This is a genomic window from Sporosarcina sp. P32b (assembly GCF_002743335.1).
Taxonomy (GTDB): Bacteria; Bacillota; Bacilli; order Bacillales_A; family Planococcaceae; genus Sporosarcina.
On sequence record NZ_PDZB01000001.1, the window covers coordinates 105,024 to 127,459 of the forward strand.

The following is a 22,436-nucleotide window of genomic DNA, read 5'->3' on the forward strand; positions in this document are numbered from 1 at the left end:
TTGATATATAATGCCCTAATTGATACAATGAAATAAAGATGATGAAAAGTAGTGATAATATGGAACAAGTAGAACAACGACTAGCAACTATACAAAAACAAATAAACGAAGCATGTGAAACGTCAAATCGTAGCTCGAATGACATTACGTTAATAGCTGTCACGAAGCAAGTGTCTCCCGCTAGAGCGCAGTCCCTACTAGATATTGGGATTACGGACTTAGGAGAAAATCGTCTCGAAGGATTGCTCGAAAAACAAGAAGCGATTGAAGATCGGGTAAAGTGGCACTTCATCGGTAACTTACAGACGCGCAAAGTTAAAGAATTAGTCAATACGATTGACTGCCTTCATTCTTTGGACCGGTTAAGTCTTGCGAAAGAAGTGAATAAGCGGGCAAGTAAGCCGCTAGATTGTTTTGTACAAGTCAATGTTTCAGGCGAAGAATCTAAATCCGGGATCACTCCGGATGAAGTAGATATGTTCTTTGAACAATTGGCAACTTACGAAAATATTCATGTAATTGGACTCATGACAATGGCGCAAAATACCGATGATGAATCTGTAGTTCGCAACACATTCCGTTCTTTACGTGAATTACGAGACAGAATCGCAGCTAAAGAATTGTCTTATGCACCGTGTACCAAACTGTCCATGGGTATGTCTAATGACTTTACAATCGCGATAGAAGAAGGTGCAACGCATATACGTATCGGCACTGCATTGGCCGGGTCAGAAAGCGGGGAAACTGAATGAGCCTCAAAAAACGACTAGAAAAAATGTTTTGGGTACAGGAAGAAGACTTAGTTCAACAACCGAAAGCTCAAAATAAACCAACAAAAGGTGAACAAGCAATGGCTCGTAAAGAGATGAAGAAGTTAGGTGGTAAGAAACGAGCTGTCAATAGTCGTCCTCAAGCATCTCAGCAACCACCATCATCTACACAAGCGCCAGTAATTAGTCTGCAAAGTCTACAAAAATCATCAAAAGTCATTCTACTCGAGCCGCGTTCATATGCAGAAGTAGAGGATATTGCAGAACATCTGAAAAACCGCCGTTCTGTCGTAGTGAACTTACAGCAGATAGAACGGGATCAAGGATTTCGTATTATTGATTTCCTGAGTGGTACAGTTTATGCCCTTGGTGGCGACATTCAACGAATTGGCGCAGATATATTTTTATGTGCACCCGACAACGTAGAAGTAGCCGGTAAAATTACGGAATTTCTATCAGAACAACAAGAACGATAGGCTACGCAACTTAGAACTTTCAACCAATGAAAGTCGAACAATTTGAATGAGGTGTACATGTTATTATGATCGCATTATTAAATAATTCTTATTTATTGATCTCTGGAGCCCTACAATTATATTCTATCCTGTTGGTCATTTATATTTTAATGTCATGGGTTCCTTCTACTAGAGAAACCAAATTTGGGCAGCTTATAGCAAAAGTAGCAGAACCATATTTAGGTTTTTTCCGTAAGTTCATACCGCCGTTTGGTATGATTGATTTTTCACCGATTGTCGCATTACTATCATTACAATTAATTAGCCGAGGGATTGGTCAGATTTATTTAATGATTTTCCAAGCATTAGTAAATTAAGTATAACCTTAACTGAAATTGGAAATCCTCACAAGGTGGGGATTTTTTTATATAAGGAGAAGAAATAGAATGGATTCGATATTTCAACATTTTCGTAAAGAAGAACAACCGTTTATTGAAAAAGTAAATAGTTGGGTGAAAGAAGTAGAAGATACGTACGCACCTAAGCTAACAGAGTTTATGGATCCACGTCAGCGCTTTATAACAGAATCAATTGTGAGGAATTCAGATCTTACGTTGACGGCTGAAGGTGGTTTTCACGATGCGGAACGCCAGCGTGTGTTAATCTATCCTGATTATTACACTCCGACCAAAGAGGATTTTCAAATCAGTATATATAAGGTGAACTATCCGCAAAAATTCGTCACAATGAAGCATTCCCAGCTTCTTGGATCTTTACTGTCTGTTGGAATTGAGCGTTCGCGGTTTGGTGATATTCAACTAACCGAAGAAGCAGTACAATTTGCGGTTGCTCAGGAAGTGTCTGAATACATCCATGTCCATTTCACTCAAGTCGGCAAAGTGAAAGTTTCTGTAGAGCCAGTTCTGAACACAGAAGACTTCATCAATGTAAAAGAAGAGTGGACAGAAGAGCTTCATATTGTGAGTTCATTGCGTTTGGATGTAGTTGTAGCGGCATTAACAAACAGTTCAAGAGCTAAAGCTTCGTCACTTATTAAGGCGGAGAAAGTAAAAGTGAACTGGGCTATGATTGATCAACAAGCATTTGAAGTAGAAGAATATGATGTTCTATCCATCAGAGGATATGGCCGCTTTAGAATCATGAGTATCGAAGGCCGTACAAAGAAAGATAAAATTCGGGTGATGATCGGTGCGCTAGTCTGAATTGAATCCTTGATAAATTAAGAAAAGTAGTGTTTAATCAAGTAGTAAACACAATCACATTGTAAACTATGTAAGCATACTGAAAGGAGAAAGCGTATTATGGCTTTAACCCCTACGGATATACATAACAAAACGTTTAATACGAAATTTCGTGGCTATGATGAAGATGAAGTGAATGGTTTTCTAGAACAACTGATGAAAGACTATGAAAATGTACTAAAGAAAAATGAAGATCTTGAAAAAACGGTTTCTGACAATGAAGTAAAGATTACTCACTTTAATTTAATAGAAGAAACGATGCAAAAATCGATTCTAATTGCACAAGAAGCTGCAGAAGACGTTCGTAAAAATGCTATTCAAGAATCAAAGTTAATCATTTCCGAAGCAGAAAAGAATGCAGATCGTCTTGTGAATGACGCACTTGCGCAGGCAAGAAAGATTGCACTCGAAGTGGAAGTGTTGAAGAAACAGTCAAAAGTATTCAAAAGTCGTTTCAAGATGATGGTAGAAGCACAACTTGATATGATCAATACAGAAGATTGGGACGACCTATTGAAGTATGAGTTGGATACATCTAGCGTAGAAAGTGTAGCTGAGCAAGAGTTAGATATTCCGAATGTAGACAGTCTAGACGAAGAACTAGTTAAGAAGAAGGAAGAAGCTTGACAACTTCCGAACACATTTTTATAATGAAAAGTAAATCAAAACGAAGAAGCGTTGACGGAAAGAGTACTTTCTGATATTGCCCATAGCGAGCCGGGGGCGGTGTAAGCCCGGTGGTACATCAAAAAGGAAAATCACTCCTGAGCTAGAACCTTTATGTAACTCTTGGTTCTCGGTATCACACTGCCGTTATTAGTGTCTAAGCGGCAATTGCTTTATGCAATTGCAAGTAGGGTGGTACCGCGAGAATGAACCTCGTCCCTTTTTGGGATGGGGTTTTTCTGATTTCTCAAGCGTAAGAGTGCCTGGAACTAGTTGATTTCATTTCTACAGAAAAAATGAATCACCCATATTTTAAGGAGGAATTATAATGGAATATAAAGATACATTGCTTATGCCGAAAACTGATTTCCCTATGCGTGGCAACCTGCCAAATAATGAGCCGAAAATGCAGGAAGAGTGGAATGAAAAGAATATCTATCAGCAAGTGCAGGAACGTACTGCAGATCGTCCGTCCTTCATATTGCATGACGGACCTCCCTATGCGAACGGTGACTTACACATGGGTCACGCACTTAACAAAGTATTAAAAGATTTTATCATTCGTTATAAATCAATGTCTGGCTTCCGTGCTCCGTATGTACCGGGGTGGGATACACATGGTTTGCCAATTGAGCAAGCACTTGTGAATAAAAAAGTTGATCGCAAGAAAATGAGCACAGCTGAATTCCGTAAAATGTGTGAAGAGTATGCACTTCAACAAATCGACAATCAGCGTACACAATTTAAGCGTCTCGGTGTTCGCGGAGATTGGGAAAATCCATATATCACGTTGAAGCCTGAATTTGAATCCCGTCAAATTCAAGTATTTGGTGAAATGGCTAAAAAAGGATATATCTATAAAGGATTAAAGCCTGTTTATTGGTCACCTTCAAGTGAGACAGCGTTAGCAGAAGCAGAAATCGAATATCAGGATAAAAAGTCCGCATCTATTTATGTAAGCTTCCCAATCCAAGACGGAAAAGGTGTACTGGATCATGATGTGAAGTTCCTGATCTGGACAACAACGCCTTGGACAATTCCTGCAAACTTAGGAATTTCTGTTCATCCTAAATTTACGTATGCAGTAGTAAAAGTACAAAACGAGAAATTTATAGTAGCAAAAGACTTAGTGGAGTATTTGGCGAAAGAATTGGAATGGGAAGAGTACTCAATCGAAAAGGAAATTCAAGGTGTAGAGCTTGATCGCATCGTTGCGAGACATCCATTCTATGATCGTGATTCATTAGTTATGCTAGGTGAGCATGTTACTGCAGATGCTGGTACAGGCTGTGTTCATACAGCACCAGGACACGGTGAAGATGACTTCTACGTGAGTAAGCAATACGGAATTGATGCATTATCTCCAATTGATGACCGCGGTGTCATGACGGAAGAAGCACCGTTTTTCGAAGGTATGTTCTATGAAGATGCGAATAAAGCAGTGACTGAAAAACTGGAAGAAGTCGGAGCGCTTCAAAAGTTGTCATTCTTCACTCACTCGTATCCGCACGATTGGCGTACGAAGAAGCCAGTCATCTACCGTGCAACTTCGCAATGGTTCGCTTCTATTGAATCGTTTAGAAGTGATTTACTCGAAGCAATTCGTACTACTACATTCACGCCATCTTGGGGTGAAACGCGTTTATTCAATATGGTCCGTGACCGTGGCGACTGGTGTATTTCTCGTCAGCGTGTATGGGGTGTTCCAATTCCGGTATTCTATGCGGAAAATGGCGAAGTAATTCTGACAGATGAAACGGTCAGTCATGTAGCAGATTTATTCCGGGAACATGGATCAAATGTTTGGTTCGAACGTTCTGCAAAAGAACTATTACCTGAAGGCTACACGCACGAAGGAAGTCCGAATGGCGAGTTCACGAAAGAAACAGACATTATGGATGTCTGGTTCGACTCTGGAACAACACATCAAGGTGTACTTGATGAACGTGATAACCTTCGTTATCCGGCAGATTTATATCTTGAAGGTTCGGATCAATATCGCGGTTGGTTTAACTCTTCATTGACGACTAGCGTAGCGATCAATGGTATTGCACCGTACAAAGGCATCTTGAGCCATGGTTTCACATTGGACAAAAATGGCCGTAAGATGAGTAAATCTCTAGGGAATGTAATCGTCCCTTCAAAAGTCATCAATCAACTTGGCGCAGACATCGTGCGTCTATGGGTATCATCTGTAGATTATACAGCTGATGTTCGTGTGTCTGATTCGAACTTTAAGCAAGTTTCAGAAGTCTACCGTAAGATTCGTAATACTATTCGTTTCTTGCATGGTAACGTAGCTGACTTTAATCCAGCTACAGATCGTGTAGCATTTGATGATATGCGTGCAGTTGATCAGTACGTCTATGTGAAGTTGCAAGATTTGACTGAGGAAGTGCTTACAGCATACGAGCAGTATGCGTTCCCTACTGTCTACCACGCAATCAATAATTTCTGTACAGGTGTACTCAGCTCGCTTTACCTGGACATTGCGAAAGATGTAGTCTATATCGAAGCTGAGAATCATCCAGATCGTCGTGCAATGCAGTCGGTGATGCATGATACCTTGATTACACTAGTCAAGCTCATCACACCAATCTTGCCACACACAGCAGACGAAATGTGGAAATATATTCAGTACGTTGAAGAAGATAGTGTCCAATTGACGGATATGCCTGAAGCTGATCATAAAGGCGAAGTAGCGGACAAGCTTCGTGAGCGCTTCGATAACTTGATGGATATTCGTGATGATGTTTTGAAAGCTCTTGAAGAAGCACGAAACGCGAAAGTAATCGGGAAATCTTTGGAGGCAAAAGTTACTGTTGTGTTGCCTGAAGCTCAACGTGGTATTTTGCAAGCAGAGGATATTGATTTCGCACAATTCTTCATCGTCTCGGACTTTGAAGAGAGTACAGATGCAGAGTTGCCGAATGCATTGAAACTAGAAAATGCAACGGTCTTGGTAGAACCTGCTGAAGGTGAAAAATGTGAACGATGCTGGACAATCTCTCAAACGGTTGGAGAAGATGCAGAACATTCGACACTATGTACACGATGCGCGACTGTTGTGAAAGAAAACTATGCGTAAGCAATTTTGATGTTACAGCCATCATCATTCATTCGTGGATGATGATGGCTTTTTTTGCATAGCGGGACTAAGAAACGTAATGGAAGACGAGTTTTTGTGGTAAACTAAAGAAGAAATTAGCTGGACGGAGGGTAATGAAGTGATCGTTTATTATGCAATCGCTGCACTGATCGTTGGCTTGGATCAGTTGACGAAATGGCTAGTTGTGAAAAATATGGAGTTGGGTGAACATATCTCTGTTCTGGATCCTTATATTGCATTGCTATCTCACCGTAATCGTGGTGCTGCATGGGGAATGCTTGAAGGGAAGATGTGGCTATTTTTTATTGTGACCATTGTAGTTGTAGCGGCTATAATTTATTTCTTCCATACAGAAGGTAAAAAGGATCGACTACTAGGTGTGAGTCTAATGTTATTGCTAGGCGGTGCGATAGGGAACTTTATCGATCGACTGGTAAGAGGAGAAGTAGTAGATTTCATTAGCGTCTTGATTCCTGTTATAAATTATGATTTTCCGATATTTAATGTGGCAGATGCCGCGCTGACAATTGCTGTCATACTTATTTTGTTACACGTAGTGCTTGATGAAAAAAAGAAAAAGAAAAAGGTGTCGTAATGGGAAGATTTGAATATGAAATAACAGAAGAACTTACAGGTAATCGAATAGACAAAGCATTGGCTACTCTACAACCGGACTGGTCACGTACGCAAATCCAGCAATGGGTAAAAGATGAACATATTAAGGTAAATGACAGTTCAGTTAAACCGAACTATAAAGTGAAAACAGATGATCAAGTCATTGTAGAGCTACCAGAAGTGGAAGAGTATGATGTAGAAGCTGAAAATTTACATCTTGAAATCGTTTACGAAGATCAAGACGTATTAGTTGTCAACAAACCGGTCGGAATGGTTGTTCACCCATCAGCAGGTCATGTGAGTGGAACTTTAGTGAACGGATTGATGCACCAAGTAACAGATTTGTCAGGCATTAATGGTGTCTTACGTCCTGGTATTGTGCATCGGATTGATAAAGATACTTCGGGGTTATTGATGGTAGCCAAAAATGATAAAGCGCACGTTTCATTAGTTAATCAGCTCGTCGCTAAATCAGTTAATCGTGTATATACTGCTCTAGTTCACGGACATATTCCGCATGATAACGGTACAATAGATGCACCAATCGGGCGTGACAAACGTGATCGTCAACGAATGGCGGTTGTGGACGAGGGGAAAAATGCAGTTACACACTTTAAGGTTCTTGAACGTTTTGGCGCATATACATTGGTTGAATGCCGCCTGGAAACAGGAAGAACTCACCAGATCCGTGTGCATATGAAATATATTGGTTATCCTCTTGTAGGAGACCCGAAATACGGTCAGAGAAAAACAATTGATTTTGGCGGTCAAGTACTGCATGCGGGTACTGTTGGTTTTGATCACCCGACAACAGGTGAATATATGGAGTTTACTGCGCCGTTACCTGAAAATTATAAACAATTACTCAATGAATTACGTTCGTAATAAGCGTTGACAAACGCTTATTACGAGTTGTATACTCTATTAAGCAATTGAATAGCGATACCTTTAACGTCAGTCCTGTGAGGCTGGGAAGGTTGCACGGAATTACATGATAGCTTACTGCGGTAAGTATCGATGTATGCTTTTTTCTGCACGTCCGCCCTCCAGTCTACTCTGACTGGAGGGCTTTTTTTATAAAAAAAGGTAAAAGGAAAGGGGATTCAATGATATGACGGAAAAAGCAGAAATACTAGATGAACAAGCTATCGCACGGGCGGTCACACGCATTGCCCATGAAATTATTGAAAAGAACCGAGGCATTGATCACTGTATATTAGTTGGCATCAAGACAAGAGGTGCGATATTAGCGAAACGCTTAGCAGATAAAATTGAACTGATTGAAGGTAAACCTATTAAAACAGGTGAACTGGACATCACATTGTACCGGGATGATCTTCAATTAAAGAATCAGCAAGGAGAAGCATTTGTACAACAGGTAGATATTGAACATGATGTAGCGAATCAAAAAGTCATCCTTGTAGATGACGTTCTCTATACAGGTAGGACGGTTCGGGCTGCATTAGATGCCATCATGGACTTAGGAAGACCTTCTTCCATACAGCTAGCTGTATTAGTAGACCGAGGTCATCGCGAATTACCGATACGTCCGGATTTTGTCGGAAAGAATATCCCGACTTCAAATGAAGAACGAGTAGTAGTGAGTGTGATTGAAAAAGATGGAACGGATGGAGTTACCATTCACACACGAACATTATAAGCGGCTGGGGGAAATGATAGATGAGTGTAAAAGTATTGGATGTACATGAAAAACCGCAACCTATTCGCTGGCTGGCACTAAGTTTACAGCATATGTTCGCCATGTTTGGCGCTACAATTTTAGTACCACAACTAGTAGGTTTAAGCCCTGCCATCGCTCTATTAACGAGTGGAATCGCAACGATCGTATTTATTATCGTGACAAAGTTTCAAGTACCAGCCTATCTAGGCTCTTCATTCGCTTTTATTGTACCGATTCAGATGGCGACACAATCGGGTGGTATAGGAAGCGCAATGATCGGTAGTATGTTCGTGGCATTGGTCTATGCGATTATATCGTTACTGATTTATAAAACTGGCTACAACTGGATTATGAAGTTATTACCACCTATTGTAGTGGGACCTGTCATTATGGTCATCGGATTGGCCATTGCACCGACAGCTATTAGTATGGCGAGCACGATTAATGTTAACGGAGCGGATGTATACAGTGGCTTACACTTTTCCGCGGCTTTAGTAACACTGGCTTCGGCAGTATTCTGCTTGATGTTCTTTAAAGGAATTATCAGCTTGATGCCAGTTCTCATAGGTATCGTAGTTGGATATATCTACTCCGCTTTCATTGGTATTCTAGATTTTAGCCAAGTGGTAGAAGCCAAGTGGTTTGCGGTACCGGAGATGCTGATTCCGGGTGTTGATTACGAGTTCGTCGTAACACCGACATTGCTGATCATTATGGTACCAATCGCGATTGTCACTATCTCTGAGCATATTGGGCACCAACTTGTTCTAGGAAAAGTAGTAAACCGAAATTATATTGAAAGTCCTGGATTACACAGATCATTGCTTGGCGATGGACTGGGGACACTAATGAGTGGTTTAGTCGGAGGACCACCCAAAACTACATACGGTGAAAATATCGGTGTACTTGCTATCACGCGGGTCTACAGTGTTTATGTGATCATGGGGGCTGCAGTATTTGCGATACTCTTCTCCTTTATAGGTAAAATTATGGCGTTGATTGCCACGATTCCTACAGCAGTACTCGGCGGGATATCCATTCTGTTGTTTGGTATCATCGCTTCATCAGGAATGCGGATGCTCATCGACCACAAGATCGACTTTGATAATCAGCGGAATCTTGTCATCGCATCCATCATTCTTGTCATAGGAATCGGTGGGGCGACTATCAACATAAGCGAAACATTCCAAATCGGTGGTATGGCACTGGCTGCAATTGTCGGAGTTCTGCTGAACCTAGTATTGCCAGGTAAAACAGATGATACTTTGATGGATGAGGAAGAATAAAAACAAAAAGCAGTTCGTGCATGAAGTACTTGCATTTCGTGAAGGAGGAACATCTGATGGAACATTTAGTTTCAATGAAAGACCTGACAGTGGAAGAAATCATGCTCATACTCGATCGAGCAGCGATTTTTAAGCGGCTAGGCTTCAGGGAATTGCCTGGAACATACACCGTCTGCAACTTGTTTTTTGAACCGAGTACGAGAACGAAAACAAGTTTTGAAATGGCAGAACGTAAAGTAGGCGCGCAAATCATCCCCTTTGAGACGAGTTTCTCAAGTACCTTAAAAGGTGAATCTTTGTATGATACGATTAGGACGTTGGAAGCAATAGGTTTGGATGCCTTAGTCATTCGTCATCCAGCAGATGGTTTCTATGAAGAACTAATTAAACGAACGAATGTTGCAATCATTAATGCAGGCGATGGGTCAGGTCAACACCCGACACAATCCCTGCTCGATATCTTCACAATACAAGAGGAATTCGGTCATTTTGAAGGACTGAAAGTATTGATTGCGGGAGATATCGCTCACAGTCGTGTAGCTCGCTCAAATGCAGAAGCTTTGCGGAAGTTAGGAGCTGAGGTCACGTTCCTTTGCCCACCAGAATGGGCGGGGGAATTCGACAGTGTCGATAATTGGGACGAAGTAATTGAAACGAGTGATGTTGTTATGCTCCTTCGAGTACAACACGAACGTCACAATACAGAGATGGCATATACGAAAGCTGCTTATCACGAGCAATACGGTCTAACTATAGAACGAGCAGCTAGAATGAAAAAAGGTGCAATCATCATGCATCCAGCTCCAGTAAATCGTGATGTAGAAATAGCGGATAGTTTAATAGAAAGTCCACAATCACGAATTTTTAAACAGGTAGAAAACGGTGTCTACATTCGGGCAGCTGTTCTAGAACTTATATTGAAGGGGCGGAAGTAATATGAACACGTTAATTCAACAAGTGCAAATGGTAAACGAAGAAGGCAAGATCGTTGAAACAGATATTAAAATTGCAGATGGAAAGATTACGGAAATAGGTAATCAACTAGCAACAGACGGATATGAAGTAATCGAAGGAAAAGGGTTACTCGTATCACCGGGGTTCATCGATGTACATGTACATTTGCGTGAGCCAGGTGGGGAACATAAAGAAACAATTGAAACAGGTACACATTCGGCAGCTAAAGGTGGATATACGACAATTTGTCCAATGCCCAATACGCGTCCAGTACCTGACACAATAGAAAACCTTGAAAAGGTCAATACATTAATTAAAGACAATGCTAAAATTCGTGTGCTTCCTTATGCGTCGATCACAATCAGAGAAGCGGGAAAAGAACGCACTAATCTTTCTGAATTAAAAGAACATGGCGCATTCGCTTTCACGGACGACGGTGTAGGTGTACAAGAAGCAGGTATGATGTACGAAGCGATGCAAGATGCAGCGAAGATCGACATGGCTATTGTGGCGCACTGCGAAGACAATACATTAATCTATGGTGGCGCAATGCACGAAGGAAAACGTAATAAAGAACTAGGCTTACCAGGAATTCCTTCCATCGCAGAATCCGTACATATTGCACGCGATATTTTACTTGCGGAAGCGGCGGGCGCACATTATCACGTATGTCATGTCAGCACAAAAGAATCGGTTCGCGTAATCCGAGACGCAAAAAGAGCAGGTATTCATGTAACAGGGGAAGTCAGCCCTCACCACTTGTTGTTGACAGAAGATGATGTGCCTGGAGATGATGCAGATTGGAAAATGAATCCTCCGCTTCGTGCCATCGAAGACCGCGAGGCATTACGTGAAGGTTTGATGGATGGCACATTAGATTGTATTGCAACTGACCACGCACCGCATACAGCGGATGAAAAAGCAGTAGGTTTTGCAAAAGCACCGTTTGGCATCACAGGATTTGAAACAGCATTTCCTTTACTCTATACAAATTTCGTCAAGCCAGGATACTGGACACTCAAACAACTTCTTGATTGGATGACAGTGAAGCCTGCAGAAGTGTTCAACTTGCCGTACGGTAAGCTTGAAGTAGGTGCTGAAGCAGATCTAGTATTACTTGATCTGGAAAAGCAACAAAAAATCGACCGTACGACATTTGTTTCAAAAGGTAAGAACACACCATTTGACGGAGTAGAATGCGCTGGATGGCCTGTAATGACAATTTTCGGTGGGAACATCGTATGGAAGGATGGTCAATGATGACAAAAAGATACTTAGTATTGGAAGACGGTTCCATTTTTGAAGGAAAAGCATTTGGAGCAGAAAATGCTTCAATAGGAGAAGCTGTGTTTGCAACAGGCATGACAGGATATCAGGAGACGATTTCAAATCCTTCAGGTTGTGGACAAATCGTTGTAATGACCTATCCGCTAATCGGTAACTATGGTATTAACCGAGACGATTATGAATCCATCGACCTAGCAATCAACGGTTTAGTCATCAGAGAGTTGACAGAAGAGCCTTCCAATTTCCGTAGCGGCATGTCACTAGGAGACTTGCTTATCTTAAAAGGGATCCCAGGCATCCAAGAGATTGATACGCGTAAACTAACACGCCTATTACGTGACAAAGGTTCGTTACGAGGTAAATTAACTGCTGCAGGAGAAGAGATCGATACCGATGCAACTGTTGCAGAACTTCAACAATATGAATTGCCGACAGATTTAGTAGCCAAAGTATCTACTAAGCGTCCATATCCAAGCCCAGGCTTAGGCAAGCGTGTCGTCGTCATCGACTATGGTATTAAACATGGCATTTTGCGTGAATTAAATAAGAAGGATTGCGATGTTATAGTCGTACCTCACGATACATCAGCAAAAGAAATTTCAGCGTTGTTCCCAGACGGAATTTTATTATCAAATGGACCAGGAAATCCTGAGGACGTAGAAGGTGCAGTCGAAACAATCAAGGAATTACTTGGCAAGAAACCTATCTTCGGTATCGGACTGGGCCATCAATTATTTGCCCTCGCATGCGGTGCTAAAACAGCGAAAATGAAGAACAGCCATATTGGCGGTAACTATCCAGTAAAAGACTTGAATACGAATCGTACCGATCTAACAGCGCAAAGTCATGGGTATGAAGTACTTGAAGATTCTTTAGCAGGAACAGGTCTTGAAGTGACACATAGAGCGTTAAATGACAATTGTATCGAAGGGCTTCGAAGTGAAAAGCTGGAAGCATTCGCTGTACAGTTTCACCCGGAAGCATCACCAGGACCACAAGATTCTAACTATATATTTGAGCGTTTCATTCAACTAATGACTGCAAGCAACCGAAAGGAGAATACTAATGCCTAAACGTACTGACATAAAATCCATCCTCGTGATCGGTTCAGGTCCAATTGTAATTGGACAAGCAGCAGAATTTGACTATGCAGGTACACAAGCCTGTTTATCTCTTAAAGAAGAAGGGTATCGAGTCATTCTGATCAACTCAAACCCAGCAACTATAATGACGGATACTGAAATGGCGGATAAAGTATATATCGAGCCTATCACACTTGAATTCGTTAGCCGCATTATTCGTAAAGAACGCCCAGATGCACTACTAGCGACTCTAGGCGGTCAAACTGGTTTAAACATGGCCATTGAATTGCACGAATCAGGAATTCTAGATGAACTAGGAATTGAGATTTTAGGTACAAAACTCGATGCAATCCATAAAGCGGAAGACCGCGATTTGTTCCGTACATTAATGAATGAAATGGGTGAACCTGTTCCAGACAGTGATATCATCCATAACATCGATGAAGCCTATGCATTTGTTAAGGAAATTGGTTATCCAGTGATCGTCCGTCCGGCGTTTACGCTTGGTGGAACGGGTGGCGGAATTTGTCACAATGATGAAGATTTAGAAGAAATCGTAGCGAGCGGTTTGAAATATAGCCCAGTTACACAGTGTCTTCTAGAGAAATCCATCGCAGGCTTCAAAGAAATTGAATATGAAGTAATGCGTGACTCCGCAGATAATGCAATTGTCGTATGTAACATGGAGAACGTCGATGCTGTGGGTATCCATACAGGAGATTCTATCGTAACGGCGCCATGTCAGACATTGACTGACCGTGAAAACCAGATGCTTCGTAACGTTTCATTGAACATCATTCGCGAGTTGAAAATCGAAGGTGGCTGTAACGTACAGCTAGCACTCGATCCGGATAGCTTTGATTATTACATTATTGAAGTGAACCCGCGTGTGAGTCGTTCATCTGCATTAGCTTCCAAAGCGACAGGTTATCCAATCGCGAAACTTGCTGCGAAAATTGCTGTCGGTTTAACGCTGGATGAAATGATGAATCCGGTAACAGGTAATACGTATGCTTGCTTTGAGCCTACATTAGACTATGTAGTAACGAAAATCCCGCGTTGGCCATTCGATAAATTCGAATCGGCGAAACGAAACTTGGGTACGCAGATGAAAGCGACAGGTGAAGTAATGGCGATGGGCCGTACTTTTGAAGAGTCCATCATGAAAGCTGTTCGTTCTTTGGAAACAGGTCAATTCGATTTATCACTTCCAGGTGGCAATGAAATGTCCGATGAATGGATCGAACAACGGATTCGCAAAGCTGGCGATGAGCGTCTATTCTTCATCGGAGAAGCATTACGTCGGGGTGTAACAATCGAAACTATACACGAGTGGAGCGCAATCGATTTATTCTTCTTACGTAAATTCGAAAACATCGTTCGGTATGAAGAGATATTGAAAGATAATCCGTATGATAAGGAAATTGGTTATAAAGCAAAACGTCTTGGATTCCCTGACATGACGATTGCGAAGTTATGGAAAACAACAGAACGTGAAGTATATGACTGGAGACAAGCTCAAGGTTTAGTTCCTGTCTATAAGAAAGTGGATACATGCGCTGGGGAATATGAGTCGGATACACCATACTTCTACGGTACGTATGAAGACGAAAATGAATCTGTAAGAACGGATAAGAAGAGCGTGATCGTCTTAGGTTCAGGCCCAATCCGTATTGGACAAGGTGTCGAGTTCGATTATGCGACCGTACATTGCGTATGGGCTATACAACAGTCAGGTTATGAAGCAATCATCGTCAATAATAATCCTGAAACAGTTTCGACCGACTTCTCAATCTCTGATAAGTTGTACTTCGAACCGTTAACGATTGAAGACGTCATGCATATCGTAGATCTTGAGCAACCTGAAGGTGTCATTGTACAGTTCGGTGGTCAAACAGCAATTAACTTAGCGGATGAATTGGAAGCGCGCGGCGTGAAAATTCTAGGTACATCACTTGAAGATATCGACCGTGCAGAAAATCGTGATAAATTTGAGAGTGCTTTGCATGAAATTGGTGTACCACAGCCACTTGGAAAGACGGCTTTATCAGTTCCAGAAGCAGTCGTTATCGCAACAGAAATTGGTTATCCAGTTCTAGTCCGTCCATCGTATGTATTAGGTGGTCGTGCAATGGAAATCGTCTACTATGAAGAGGAATTACTTCAATACATGGAGAACGCGGTAAAAGCTAGCCCTGAACATCCAGTATTGATCGACCGGTACTTAACAGGAACGGAAATCGAAGTCGATGCAATTTGTGACGGAGAAACGGTGTTAATTCCTGGCATCATGGAACATATCGAGCGTGCAGGCGTTCACTCGGGTGACTCAATTGCAGTCTACCCTCCACAAAACTTGTCGCAATCCATGATCGAAACGATTGCTGACTATACGAAACGTTTGGCACTTGGGCTCAAAATTCGCGGGTTAATGAATATCCAGTTCGTTATTTCAGAAGGACAAGTTTACGTAATCGAAGTGAACCCACGTTCAAGCCGTACAGTACCATTCTTGAGTAAAATTACGAATATCCCAATGGCAAATGTCGCAACTCAAGCGATCTTGGGTAAATCTATTTTGGAACAAGGCTATACCGACGGACTTGCACAAGCACCAGCAGGCGTCTATGTCAAAGTACCAGTCTTTTCTTTCGCAAAGCTTCGTCGTGTAGACATTACACTTGGGCCTGAAATGAAATCAACAGGTGAAGTAATGGGTAAAGATGTAACATTGGAAAAAGCTTTGTACAAAGGCTTAGTAGCGGCTGGAATGGAAGTAAAAGAATACGGTACTGTGCTAATGACAGTTTCCGATAAAGATAAAGAAGAAATTGTTGATATCGCAAAACGTTTCATTGAAACGGGATATCGTATTGTGGCAACAGAAGGTACGGCTAAAGTACTTGAAGCAGAAAATATTGAAGTGAGAACAGTAGGTAAAATCGGAACAGAAGGTCCGACGTTGATCGATGTTATCCAAAAAGGACAAGCGCAATTGGTGATCAACACTTTGACAAAAGGAAAACAACCGGCACGTGATGGCTTTAGAATTCGACGCGAAACAGTTGAAAATGGTGTACCTTGCTTAACTTCGATTGACACAGCTGCAGCGATGTTATCCGTCATCGAATCCATGACATTCCAGACGGATGCTATGCCAAAGCCGCAGGTGGTTCAATGATTATCCAAGATTTGATGACCGTCGAATCACAACAGGAAATCGCGAAAAATATTTTTGAAATGAAATTAACAGGCAAGTTGGTCGGAGAAATTACTTCTCCGGGCCAATTTGTTCACATACGAGTGTCGGATTCATTTGAACCGTTATTACGACGTCCGATTTCAATAGCCGAAATTAATCCTGAGAAAGATGAAATGACTATTATCTATCGCGCAGAAGGACGAGGCACTTCGCTTTTGTCTGAAAAGCGTGAGGGAGATATAGTGAATGTACTAGGACCCTTAGGAAATGGTTTTCCCGTTGAAGAAACAGCGGCTGGGCAAACAGCTGTATTGATTGGTGGCGGAATCGGTGTTCCTCCTCTTTATGAGTTGTCAAAACAGCTAACTGCAAACGGAGTGAACTGTATTCACATTCTTGGTTTCGAATCGGATCAAGTCGTTTTCTATGAAGAAGAATTTGCGGCTTTAGGTGAAACATATATCGCAACAGTTGATGGCAGTAACGGTACACAAGGATTTGTTACGAACGTCATGAGTGAGATATCTGATGACTTTGAAACGTTTTATAGTTGTGGACCTATGCCGATGCTTGATGCTGTACAAAAAGCGTATGTGCATAAAAAAGGATACTTATCATTTGAACAACGTATGGGTTGCGGAATCGGGGCTTGTTTCGCTTGTGTTTGTCATACGAATGAAAATGCAACAGATCAGCCATACGTCAAAGTGTGTTCGGATGGGCCAGTATTTCCAGCAGGGGTGGTGCAGATATGAATAGATTAGCGATGACGTTGCCAGGACTTGAATTGAAAAATCCAATTATGCCTGCATCCGGATGTTTCGGTTTTGGTAAGGAGTATGGTAATCTGTACGATTTGTCAAAGCTTGGAGCCATCATGATTAAAGCGACTACGGAAGAAATGCGTTACGGTAACCCAACACCACGTGTCGCTGAAACATCATCGGGCATGTTGAATGCTATTGGTCTTCAAAATCCTGGGCTACAAGGCGTGTTGAGTAATGAATTACCATGGTTAGAGAAATTCGATGTTCCTATCATTGCGAACGTCGCAGGATCTGAAACTGCTGATTACGTAGAAGTGGCGAAACAAATTTCAAATGCACCAAACGTTCATGCACTCGAATTAAATATTTCCTGTCCGAATGTTAAATGTGGAGGGATCCTGTTTGGCACAGATCCTGAAATAGCAAAAGAACTGACGGCAGCTGTCAAAGCGGTTTCTTCTGTACCTGTTTATGTAAAGCTGTCACCAAATGTCACGGATATTAAAGCAATGGCATTGGCGGTAGAAGCAGGTGGAGCAGATGGCATTACGATGATCAATACATTGGTCGGCATGCGTCTGGATGAAAAGACGGGTAAGCCGGTCATTGCGAATAAAACAGGTGGTTTATCTGGTCCTGCCATTAAACCAGTGGCAATTCGCATGGTCTATGAAGTAAGCCAAGTGGTTAACATTCCAATCATTGGAATGGGTGGCGTTACGTGTGTACAAGATGTCGTGGACTTTTTGTCTGCCGGTGCAAGTGCAGTAGCGGTAGGCACAGCAAACTTTGTTGACCCATTTATTTGTCCAACCATCATCGAGCAGTTACCAGCAAAATTGGATGAACTGGGAATTGACCACATTTCAGAATTGGTTGGAAGGAGTCATCGCGTATGAACCACTCACCAATTATCGCATTAGATTTTGATTCAGCTGAAAAGACATTCGATTTCCTAAAAGCATTTGATCACTCGGTCAATGTCAAAGTAGGAATGGAATTGTACTATAAAGAAGGACCTGCTATGATCGCACGATTGAAGGATGAAGGGTATTCCATCTTCTTAGACTTGAAATTACATGATATTCCGAACACGGTTAAATCAGCAATGAAAGTATTGGCTTCACTTGAAGTGGATATGGTCAATGTTCATGCGGCTGGCGGCAAGCCGATGATGGAAGCAGCACTTGAAGGACTGGAAGCTGGAACTGCTGTAGGCGTTAAACGTCCTGCATTAATCGCAGTGACTCAACTCACATCGACAGATGACCGTCAAGTGAAAGAAGAACAACTAATTAGCGTACCGCTTCGTGAATCAGTAGAACATTACGCGAAATTGGCTTCATCCGCACAGTTGGATGGTGTGGTGTGTTCCGTACAAGAAGCTAAAATCATTGAACAAGTATGCGGCAAGAATTTCTTCAAAGTGACACCTGGAATACGCTTGGCGCAAGGTGATGTCCACGATCAGAAGAGAGTGGCAACTCCGGCGAAAGCAAAGCAGGAAGGCTCTACACATATCGTAGTGGGCCGTGCGATTACAGGTGCCAACGATCCGCTTGAAGCTTATCAACATATAAAGACATTGTGGGAGGGAATTACATCATGACGAGAGAAAAAGAAGTTGCACACATCCTCTTAAATGTAGGAGCAGTTGCAATCAATCCAGAAGAGCCGTTCATTTGGGCTTCGGGAATCGAGTCACCGATCTACTGTGATAATCGTTTAACTATGGCAGATCCGGTAGGACGCAAAGAAATTGCAGAAGGACTTGCGGCATTGATCCGCGTTCATTATCCTGAAACTACAGTCATTGCTGGAACGGCAACAGCGGGTATCCCGCACGCAGCATGGGTTGCAGATATTCTAAAGTTACCGATGGTCTATATCCGATCTACTGCTAAAGCACATGGTAAGAGCCGTCAAATCGAAGGGAAAATCGAGCCGAATGCAAAGGCTGTTATTATAGAAGATTTAATTTCGACAGGTGGAAGCAGTCTGAATGCAGCGAATGCGTTGATCGCAGAAGACGTAGAAGTATGCGGAATTGTTTCGATCTTTACATACGAGTTGCAGAAAGCCGATGAGAAGTTTGCGGAGGCGAATCTTTCGTATCATAGCTTGACAAACTTTGCGGCGCTTGCTGAAGTTGCGAAGGAAGAAGGCGCGGTTAAGGAAGAGTCTATGAATGAATTGATGGAATGGCATGCAAAGTTGAAGCAAGGCACGTTGTAAGTGAATAAGTAAAAAACGGTTCCCAACTTCTGGAGCCGTTTTTTACTTTGAAAAGGAAAGAGGGGGCGTCGTTGATTGACGTTCTAGGGGGAACTATTCCCTACTGTTGAATGCTGAAGAATTGATTATAGGAGTAGAAAGCTGACCACTACTAATGAAAGTGGTCAGCTTTTTTAACTATACAATGATTTTATTTTCGGAGTTTACGTACTAAATCTTCGTCAGGTGTAACGAACGCTGTTTTCTGTTCAAAGTAAATGACGAAACCTGGCTTTGCGCCCGAAGGCTTTTTGACGTGACGAATTTGTGTGTAATCAACAGGTACGGAAGATGAATCCCGGGCTTTGCTGAAGTACGCTGAGAGTCCCGCTGCTTCTTCGATTGTTTGAGCATCTGGGTCGATGTCGTGAATGACGACGTGTGAGCCAGGTATGTCTTTTGTATGAAGCCATACGTGATCTCGAGCCGCTAGCTTGAATGTCAGGTAGTCATTTTGTTTATTGTTTTTTCCTACTGAGATTGGAATACCTGTGGAAGAAACGAATGCTTCCGGTTTTGGTTTCTTCAGCTTTACTTTCTTCTTACTTCTACGAGCACGCATGAATCCAAGTTCTACTAATTCTTGACGGATTTCTTCTATATCGATTGGAGAAGCTTGGTATACTTGCTGTTTGACCATTTCGAAGTATTCGATGTCGTCTTTAGTTTTTTCAAGCTGTTCTGCAATCCGAACAAGTGCTGTTTTTGCTTTTGAGTAACGTGAGAAATAGCGTTGTGCGTTATCAATTGGTGATTTTCTTGGATCAAGTGGAATGGTGACGGTTGTGCCTTGTTCGTAATAGTTTTCTACAGTTACTTCTTTATCACCTTTATGCAGCATGTAACTATTCGCGGTTAATAATTCACCATATAATTTTAACGTATCCAAGTCTTGTGCTGTTTCTTGTTCTTTTTGCAATTTCTTTGTTTTGTTTTCTAATTTGGTAATCTCATTTGACAACCAACGTTCTAAATCGATGGCCTGAGATTTCACGCGTTCCCGTTCCGCTCTCGCAAAATATACTTTGTCGAGTAAATCACCTAAAGTTGTGAACGTTTGCTTGGTTCCTTGTGCATGAGTTAATTCAATTGCAGAAAATAAAGTTTTTCTATCGTTCTCTACGACAGTTGGTTTCATCGCACCCAAGCTGAAGCTCTCAAGAAATGATCGCCACACAGTAAATGATTGCTTATCATCCTCTAAACGAGACAATAATTCCGCAGCGGTTAATGGGGAAAAACCTGCGAAATGTTTTACTACGTCTTTTGGGTCCTGCAAAGCGCCTACCAGTGTATTGAATTCCACTTCGGTTACCTCGAACGGATCCACTTTATCTTGTGGTGGTGCCGGAATATAAGGTTGCCCGGGTAAAACAGTACGGTAACTGTTCACAGAAGGTGGTAAATGTTTCATGCTGTCAATAATCATATCGCGTGAAGCGTCCAGTAAAATCAAGTTACTGTGACGCCCCATGATTTCAATGACTAACTTCCGTTCGATTTGGTCACCCAATTCATTTCTAGCTTGAACATGGATATTTACAATCCGGTCATTTTCAAGCTGTTCAATCGACGTAATCATCCCGCCTTCAAGTTGTTTGCGTAATACCATACAAAACAACGGTGGCTCTGGAGGGTTCGTTAACACTTCTTCAGTCAACTGCAATCGTGAAAATGAAGGATGTAACGATACTAATAATTTATGATTTTTATTATTGGCGCGGATTTGAAAAATAATTTCTTGAGAATTCGGCTGATGAATCTTCGAAATCCGACCAGTCTTCAGTTGTTGCAGTTCGCTTACCATTGCTTTCGTAAATAAACCATCAAATGCCATACGGATTCCTCTTTCATTTCGTTTTGTTCCATTTTAGCACTCATCGTATGATTATGGTATAATATGAACAGATTGCACACATGGGCCGTTTCATTTTAATGATAAATTTCTAGTATTTCCTAGACTTTCTTGTTAAAGTTACATGTTAGGAAGCATTATTAGTTGATTGGAGCGTAAGGCGGCGACTCCTAGGGGATTAGCGTGTGTCTTGAGACCCTGGACTGAACGAAGTGAAGGAAGCGGCTCAAGTCCACGCCCCCTGGAAAGCGTCCGCCTGAAGCACAAATCAACGGTGCGTAACAGGTATGGCGTGCTAATGAATACATAACAAAGAGGGATTACATGTACAAACATCGAGGACTCCTTATCGTCCTTTCTGGTCCATCCGGCGTCGGAAAAGGAACCGTACGAAAAGAATTATTTTCAAGTCCGGACACCAATTACGAATATTCCATATCCATGACGACAAGAAACCCACGTGAAGGTGAAGTTGACGGCGTTGACTACTTCTTCCGTTCAAAAGAGGTATTTGAAGAAATGATCGGAGAAGGAAAACTTCTCGAGTACGCAGAATATGTAGGGAACTACTACGGAACACCACTCGACTACGTTAACGCAACACTTGACGCTGGTCGTGACGTATTCCTTGAAATTGAAGTAGTCGGTGCAGCACAAGTGCGTGAAAAAGTACCAAACGGCCTGTTTATTTTCTTGGCACCTCCAAGTTTAAGTGACCTGGAAACTCGTTTGATTGGTAGAGGCACAGAAGCATCTGATATCATTGCAGACCGTGTATTAAAAGCAAGAGAAGAACTCGAAATGATGCACCTGTACGATTATGTAGTAGAGAACGACGAGGTCTCCAAAGCATGTGATCGAATCAATGCGATAGTTACGGCAGAGCATTGCAGAAGAGAACGTGTGGAACAGAGATACTTACAGATGTTGGAGGGAGAATAAACTATGTTATATCCATCAGTTGATTCACTAAAAGGAAAAGTAGATTCTAAATACACTTTAGTTACATTGGCAGCTAAGCGTGCGCGTGAACTACAAGAAAAGCAGAATGAATCACTTCAATCATACCGCTCGGTAAAAAGTGTTGGTAGAGCACTTGAAGAAGTAGCAGCAGGCGTCTTGATCAACATTGCAGCAGACGAATCAATTATTTACGAAGATGAAGTATGAT

The 22,436-nt window shown here is 41.8% G+C and carries 21 protein-coding genes and 1 other annotated feature; of the genes, 20 read left to right on the forward strand and 1 reads right to left on the reverse strand.

The window, feature by feature from the left end; all coding sequences use genetic code 11:
* Positions 1 to 59 precede the first annotated feature (59 nt).
* The 18 genes from CSV64_RS00510 (at position 60) to pyrE (ending at position 19,371) form a co-directional block, all read left to right on the forward strand.
* Positions 60 to 752 carry a YggS family pyridoxal phosphate-dependent enzyme gene (locus CSV64_RS00510; RefSeq protein WP_233190377.1) on the forward strand — a complete coding sequence of 231 codons (693 nt, stop codon included), beginning with the start codon at positions 60 to 62 and terminating at the stop codon, positions 750 to 752.
* Positions 749 to 1,246, forward strand: a complete 498-nt coding sequence (locus tag CSV64_RS00515; protein WP_099633109.1) for a cell division protein SepF — start codon at positions 749 to 751, stop codon at positions 1,244 to 1,246. Before CSV64_RS00510 ends, CSV64_RS00515 begins: the two co-directional genes overlap by 4 nt.
* 65 nt (positions 1,247 to 1,311) lie before the next feature.
* Entirely contained in the window at positions 1,312 to 1,602 is a 291-nt protein-coding gene (locus CSV64_RS00520) for a YggT family protein (protein ID WP_099633110.1), read from the forward strand.
* Positions 1,603 to 1,671: 69 nt separating this feature from the next.
* Positions 1,672 to 2,448, forward strand: coding sequence for a YlmH family RNA-binding protein (locus CSV64_RS00525; RefSeq protein ID WP_099633111.1), 777 nt, complete (start codon positions 1,672 to 1,674; stop codon positions 2,446 to 2,448).
* A 99-nt stretch (positions 2,449 to 2,547) separates the two neighbouring features.
* On the forward strand, positions 2,548 to 3,114 hold the full coding sequence (locus CSV64_RS00530) for a DivIVA domain-containing protein (protein ID WP_099633112.1): 567 nt from the start codon (positions 2,548 to 2,550) through the stop codon (positions 3,112 to 3,114).
* Between the two features lie 42 nt (positions 3,115 to 3,156).
* Positions 3,157 to 3,377: a binding site (T-box leader), on the forward strand.
* A gap of 104 nt (positions 3,378 to 3,481) precedes the next feature.
* Entirely contained in the window at positions 3,482 to 6,241 is a 2,760-nt protein-coding gene (gene ileS / locus CSV64_RS00535; RefSeq protein ID WP_099633113.1) for an isoleucine--tRNA ligase, read from the forward strand.
* A 139-nt stretch (positions 6,242 to 6,380) separates the two neighbouring features.
* Positions 6,381 to 6,857 carry a signal peptidase II gene (gene lspA / locus CSV64_RS00540; protein WP_099633114.1) on the forward strand — a complete coding sequence of 159 codons (477 nt, stop codon included), beginning with the start codon at positions 6,381 to 6,383 and terminating at the stop codon, positions 6,855 to 6,857.
* Positions 6,857 to 7,762: an RluA family pseudouridine synthase gene (locus CSV64_RS00545; protein ID WP_099633115.1), complete on the forward strand. Its 906-nt coding sequence runs from the start codon at positions 6,857 to 6,859 to the stop codon at positions 7,760 to 7,762. Before lspA ends, CSV64_RS00545 begins: the two co-directional genes overlap by 1 nt.
* A 226-nt stretch (positions 7,763 to 7,988) precedes the next feature.
* Complete coding sequence (gene pyrR, locus CSV64_RS00550; protein ID WP_099633116.1) at positions 7,989 to 8,537, forward strand: bifunctional pyr operon transcriptional regulator/uracil phosphoribosyltransferase PyrR; 549 nt, start codon at positions 7,989 to 7,991, stop codon at positions 8,535 to 8,537.
* 20 nt (positions 8,538 to 8,557) lie between these two features.
* On the forward strand, positions 8,558 to 9,844 hold the full coding sequence (locus CSV64_RS00555) for a uracil-xanthine permease family protein (RefSeq protein WP_099633117.1): 1,287 nt from the start codon (positions 8,558 to 8,560) through the stop codon (positions 9,842 to 9,844).
* Positions 9,845 to 9,900: 56 nt separating this feature from the next.
* Positions 9,901 to 10,779 carry an aspartate carbamoyltransferase catalytic subunit gene (locus CSV64_RS00560; protein WP_099633118.1) on the forward strand — a complete coding sequence of 293 codons (879 nt, stop codon included), beginning with the start codon at positions 9,901 to 9,903 and terminating at the stop codon, positions 10,777 to 10,779.
* A 1-nt stretch (position 10,780) separates the two neighbouring features.
* Complete coding sequence (locus CSV64_RS00565) at positions 10,781 to 12,058, forward strand: dihydroorotase (RefSeq protein WP_099633119.1); 1,278 nt, start codon at positions 10,781 to 10,783, stop codon at positions 12,056 to 12,058.
* Positions 12,058 to 13,158 (forward strand): carbamoyl phosphate synthase small subunit, encoded by a 1,101-nt coding sequence (locus CSV64_RS00570; RefSeq protein WP_099633312.1) that lies wholly within the window; start codon positions 12,058 to 12,060, stop codon positions 13,156 to 13,158. Before CSV64_RS00565 ends, CSV64_RS00570 begins: the two co-directional genes overlap by 1 nt.
* On the forward strand, positions 13,151 to 16,348 hold the full coding sequence (gene carB / locus CSV64_RS00575) for a carbamoyl-phosphate synthase large subunit (protein WP_099633120.1): 3,198 nt from the start codon (positions 13,151 to 13,153) through the stop codon (positions 16,346 to 16,348). Before CSV64_RS00570 ends, carB begins: the two co-directional genes overlap by 8 nt.
* The gene (locus CSV64_RS00580) at positions 16,345 to 17,124 is read left to right on the forward strand and encodes a dihydroorotate dehydrogenase electron transfer subunit (RefSeq protein WP_099633121.1); all 780 of its coding nucleotides are present in this window, start codon (positions 16,345 to 16,347) and stop codon (positions 17,122 to 17,124) included. The genes carB and CSV64_RS00580 overlap by 4 nt, the downstream gene beginning before the upstream one ends.
* On the forward strand, positions 17,121 to 18,035 hold the full coding sequence (locus tag CSV64_RS00585; protein ID WP_099633122.1) for a dihydroorotate dehydrogenase: 915 nt from the start codon (positions 17,121 to 17,123) through the stop codon (positions 18,033 to 18,035). The genes CSV64_RS00580 and CSV64_RS00585 overlap by 4 nt, the downstream gene beginning before the upstream one ends.
* On the forward strand, positions 18,032 to 18,745 hold the full coding sequence (gene pyrF, locus CSV64_RS00590) for an orotidine-5'-phosphate decarboxylase (protein ID WP_099633123.1): 714 nt from the start codon (positions 18,032 to 18,034) through the stop codon (positions 18,743 to 18,745). Before CSV64_RS00585 ends, pyrF begins: the two co-directional genes overlap by 4 nt.
* Positions 18,742 to 19,371 (forward strand): orotate phosphoribosyltransferase, encoded by a 630-nt coding sequence (pyrE, locus tag CSV64_RS00595; RefSeq protein WP_099633124.1) that lies wholly within the window; start codon positions 18,742 to 18,744, stop codon positions 19,369 to 19,371. Before pyrF ends, pyrE begins: the two co-directional genes overlap by 4 nt.
* A gap of 190 nt (positions 19,372 to 19,561) precedes the next feature.
* Here pyrE and CSV64_RS00600 read toward each other — a convergent pair whose 3' ends face one another.
* Positions 19,562 to 21,247 (reverse strand): Rqc2 family fibronectin-binding protein, encoded by a 1,686-nt coding sequence (locus CSV64_RS00600; protein WP_099633125.1) that lies wholly within the window; start codon positions 21,245 to 21,247, stop codon positions 19,562 to 19,564.
* Positions 21,248 to 21,589: 342 nt separating this feature from the next.
* Here CSV64_RS00600 and gmk point away from each other — a divergent pair, with 342 nt between their 5' ends.
* Positions 21,590 to 22,207, forward strand: a complete 618-nt coding sequence (gene gmk, locus CSV64_RS00605; protein WP_099633126.1) for a guanylate kinase — start codon at positions 21,590 to 21,592, stop codon at positions 22,205 to 22,207.
* A 3-nt stretch (positions 22,208 to 22,210) separates the two neighbouring features.
* Entirely contained in the window at positions 22,211 to 22,435 is a 225-nt protein-coding gene (gene rpoZ / locus CSV64_RS00610) for a DNA-directed RNA polymerase subunit omega (protein WP_099633127.1), read from the forward strand.
* The last annotated feature ends 1 nt before the right edge of the window (position 22,436 follow it).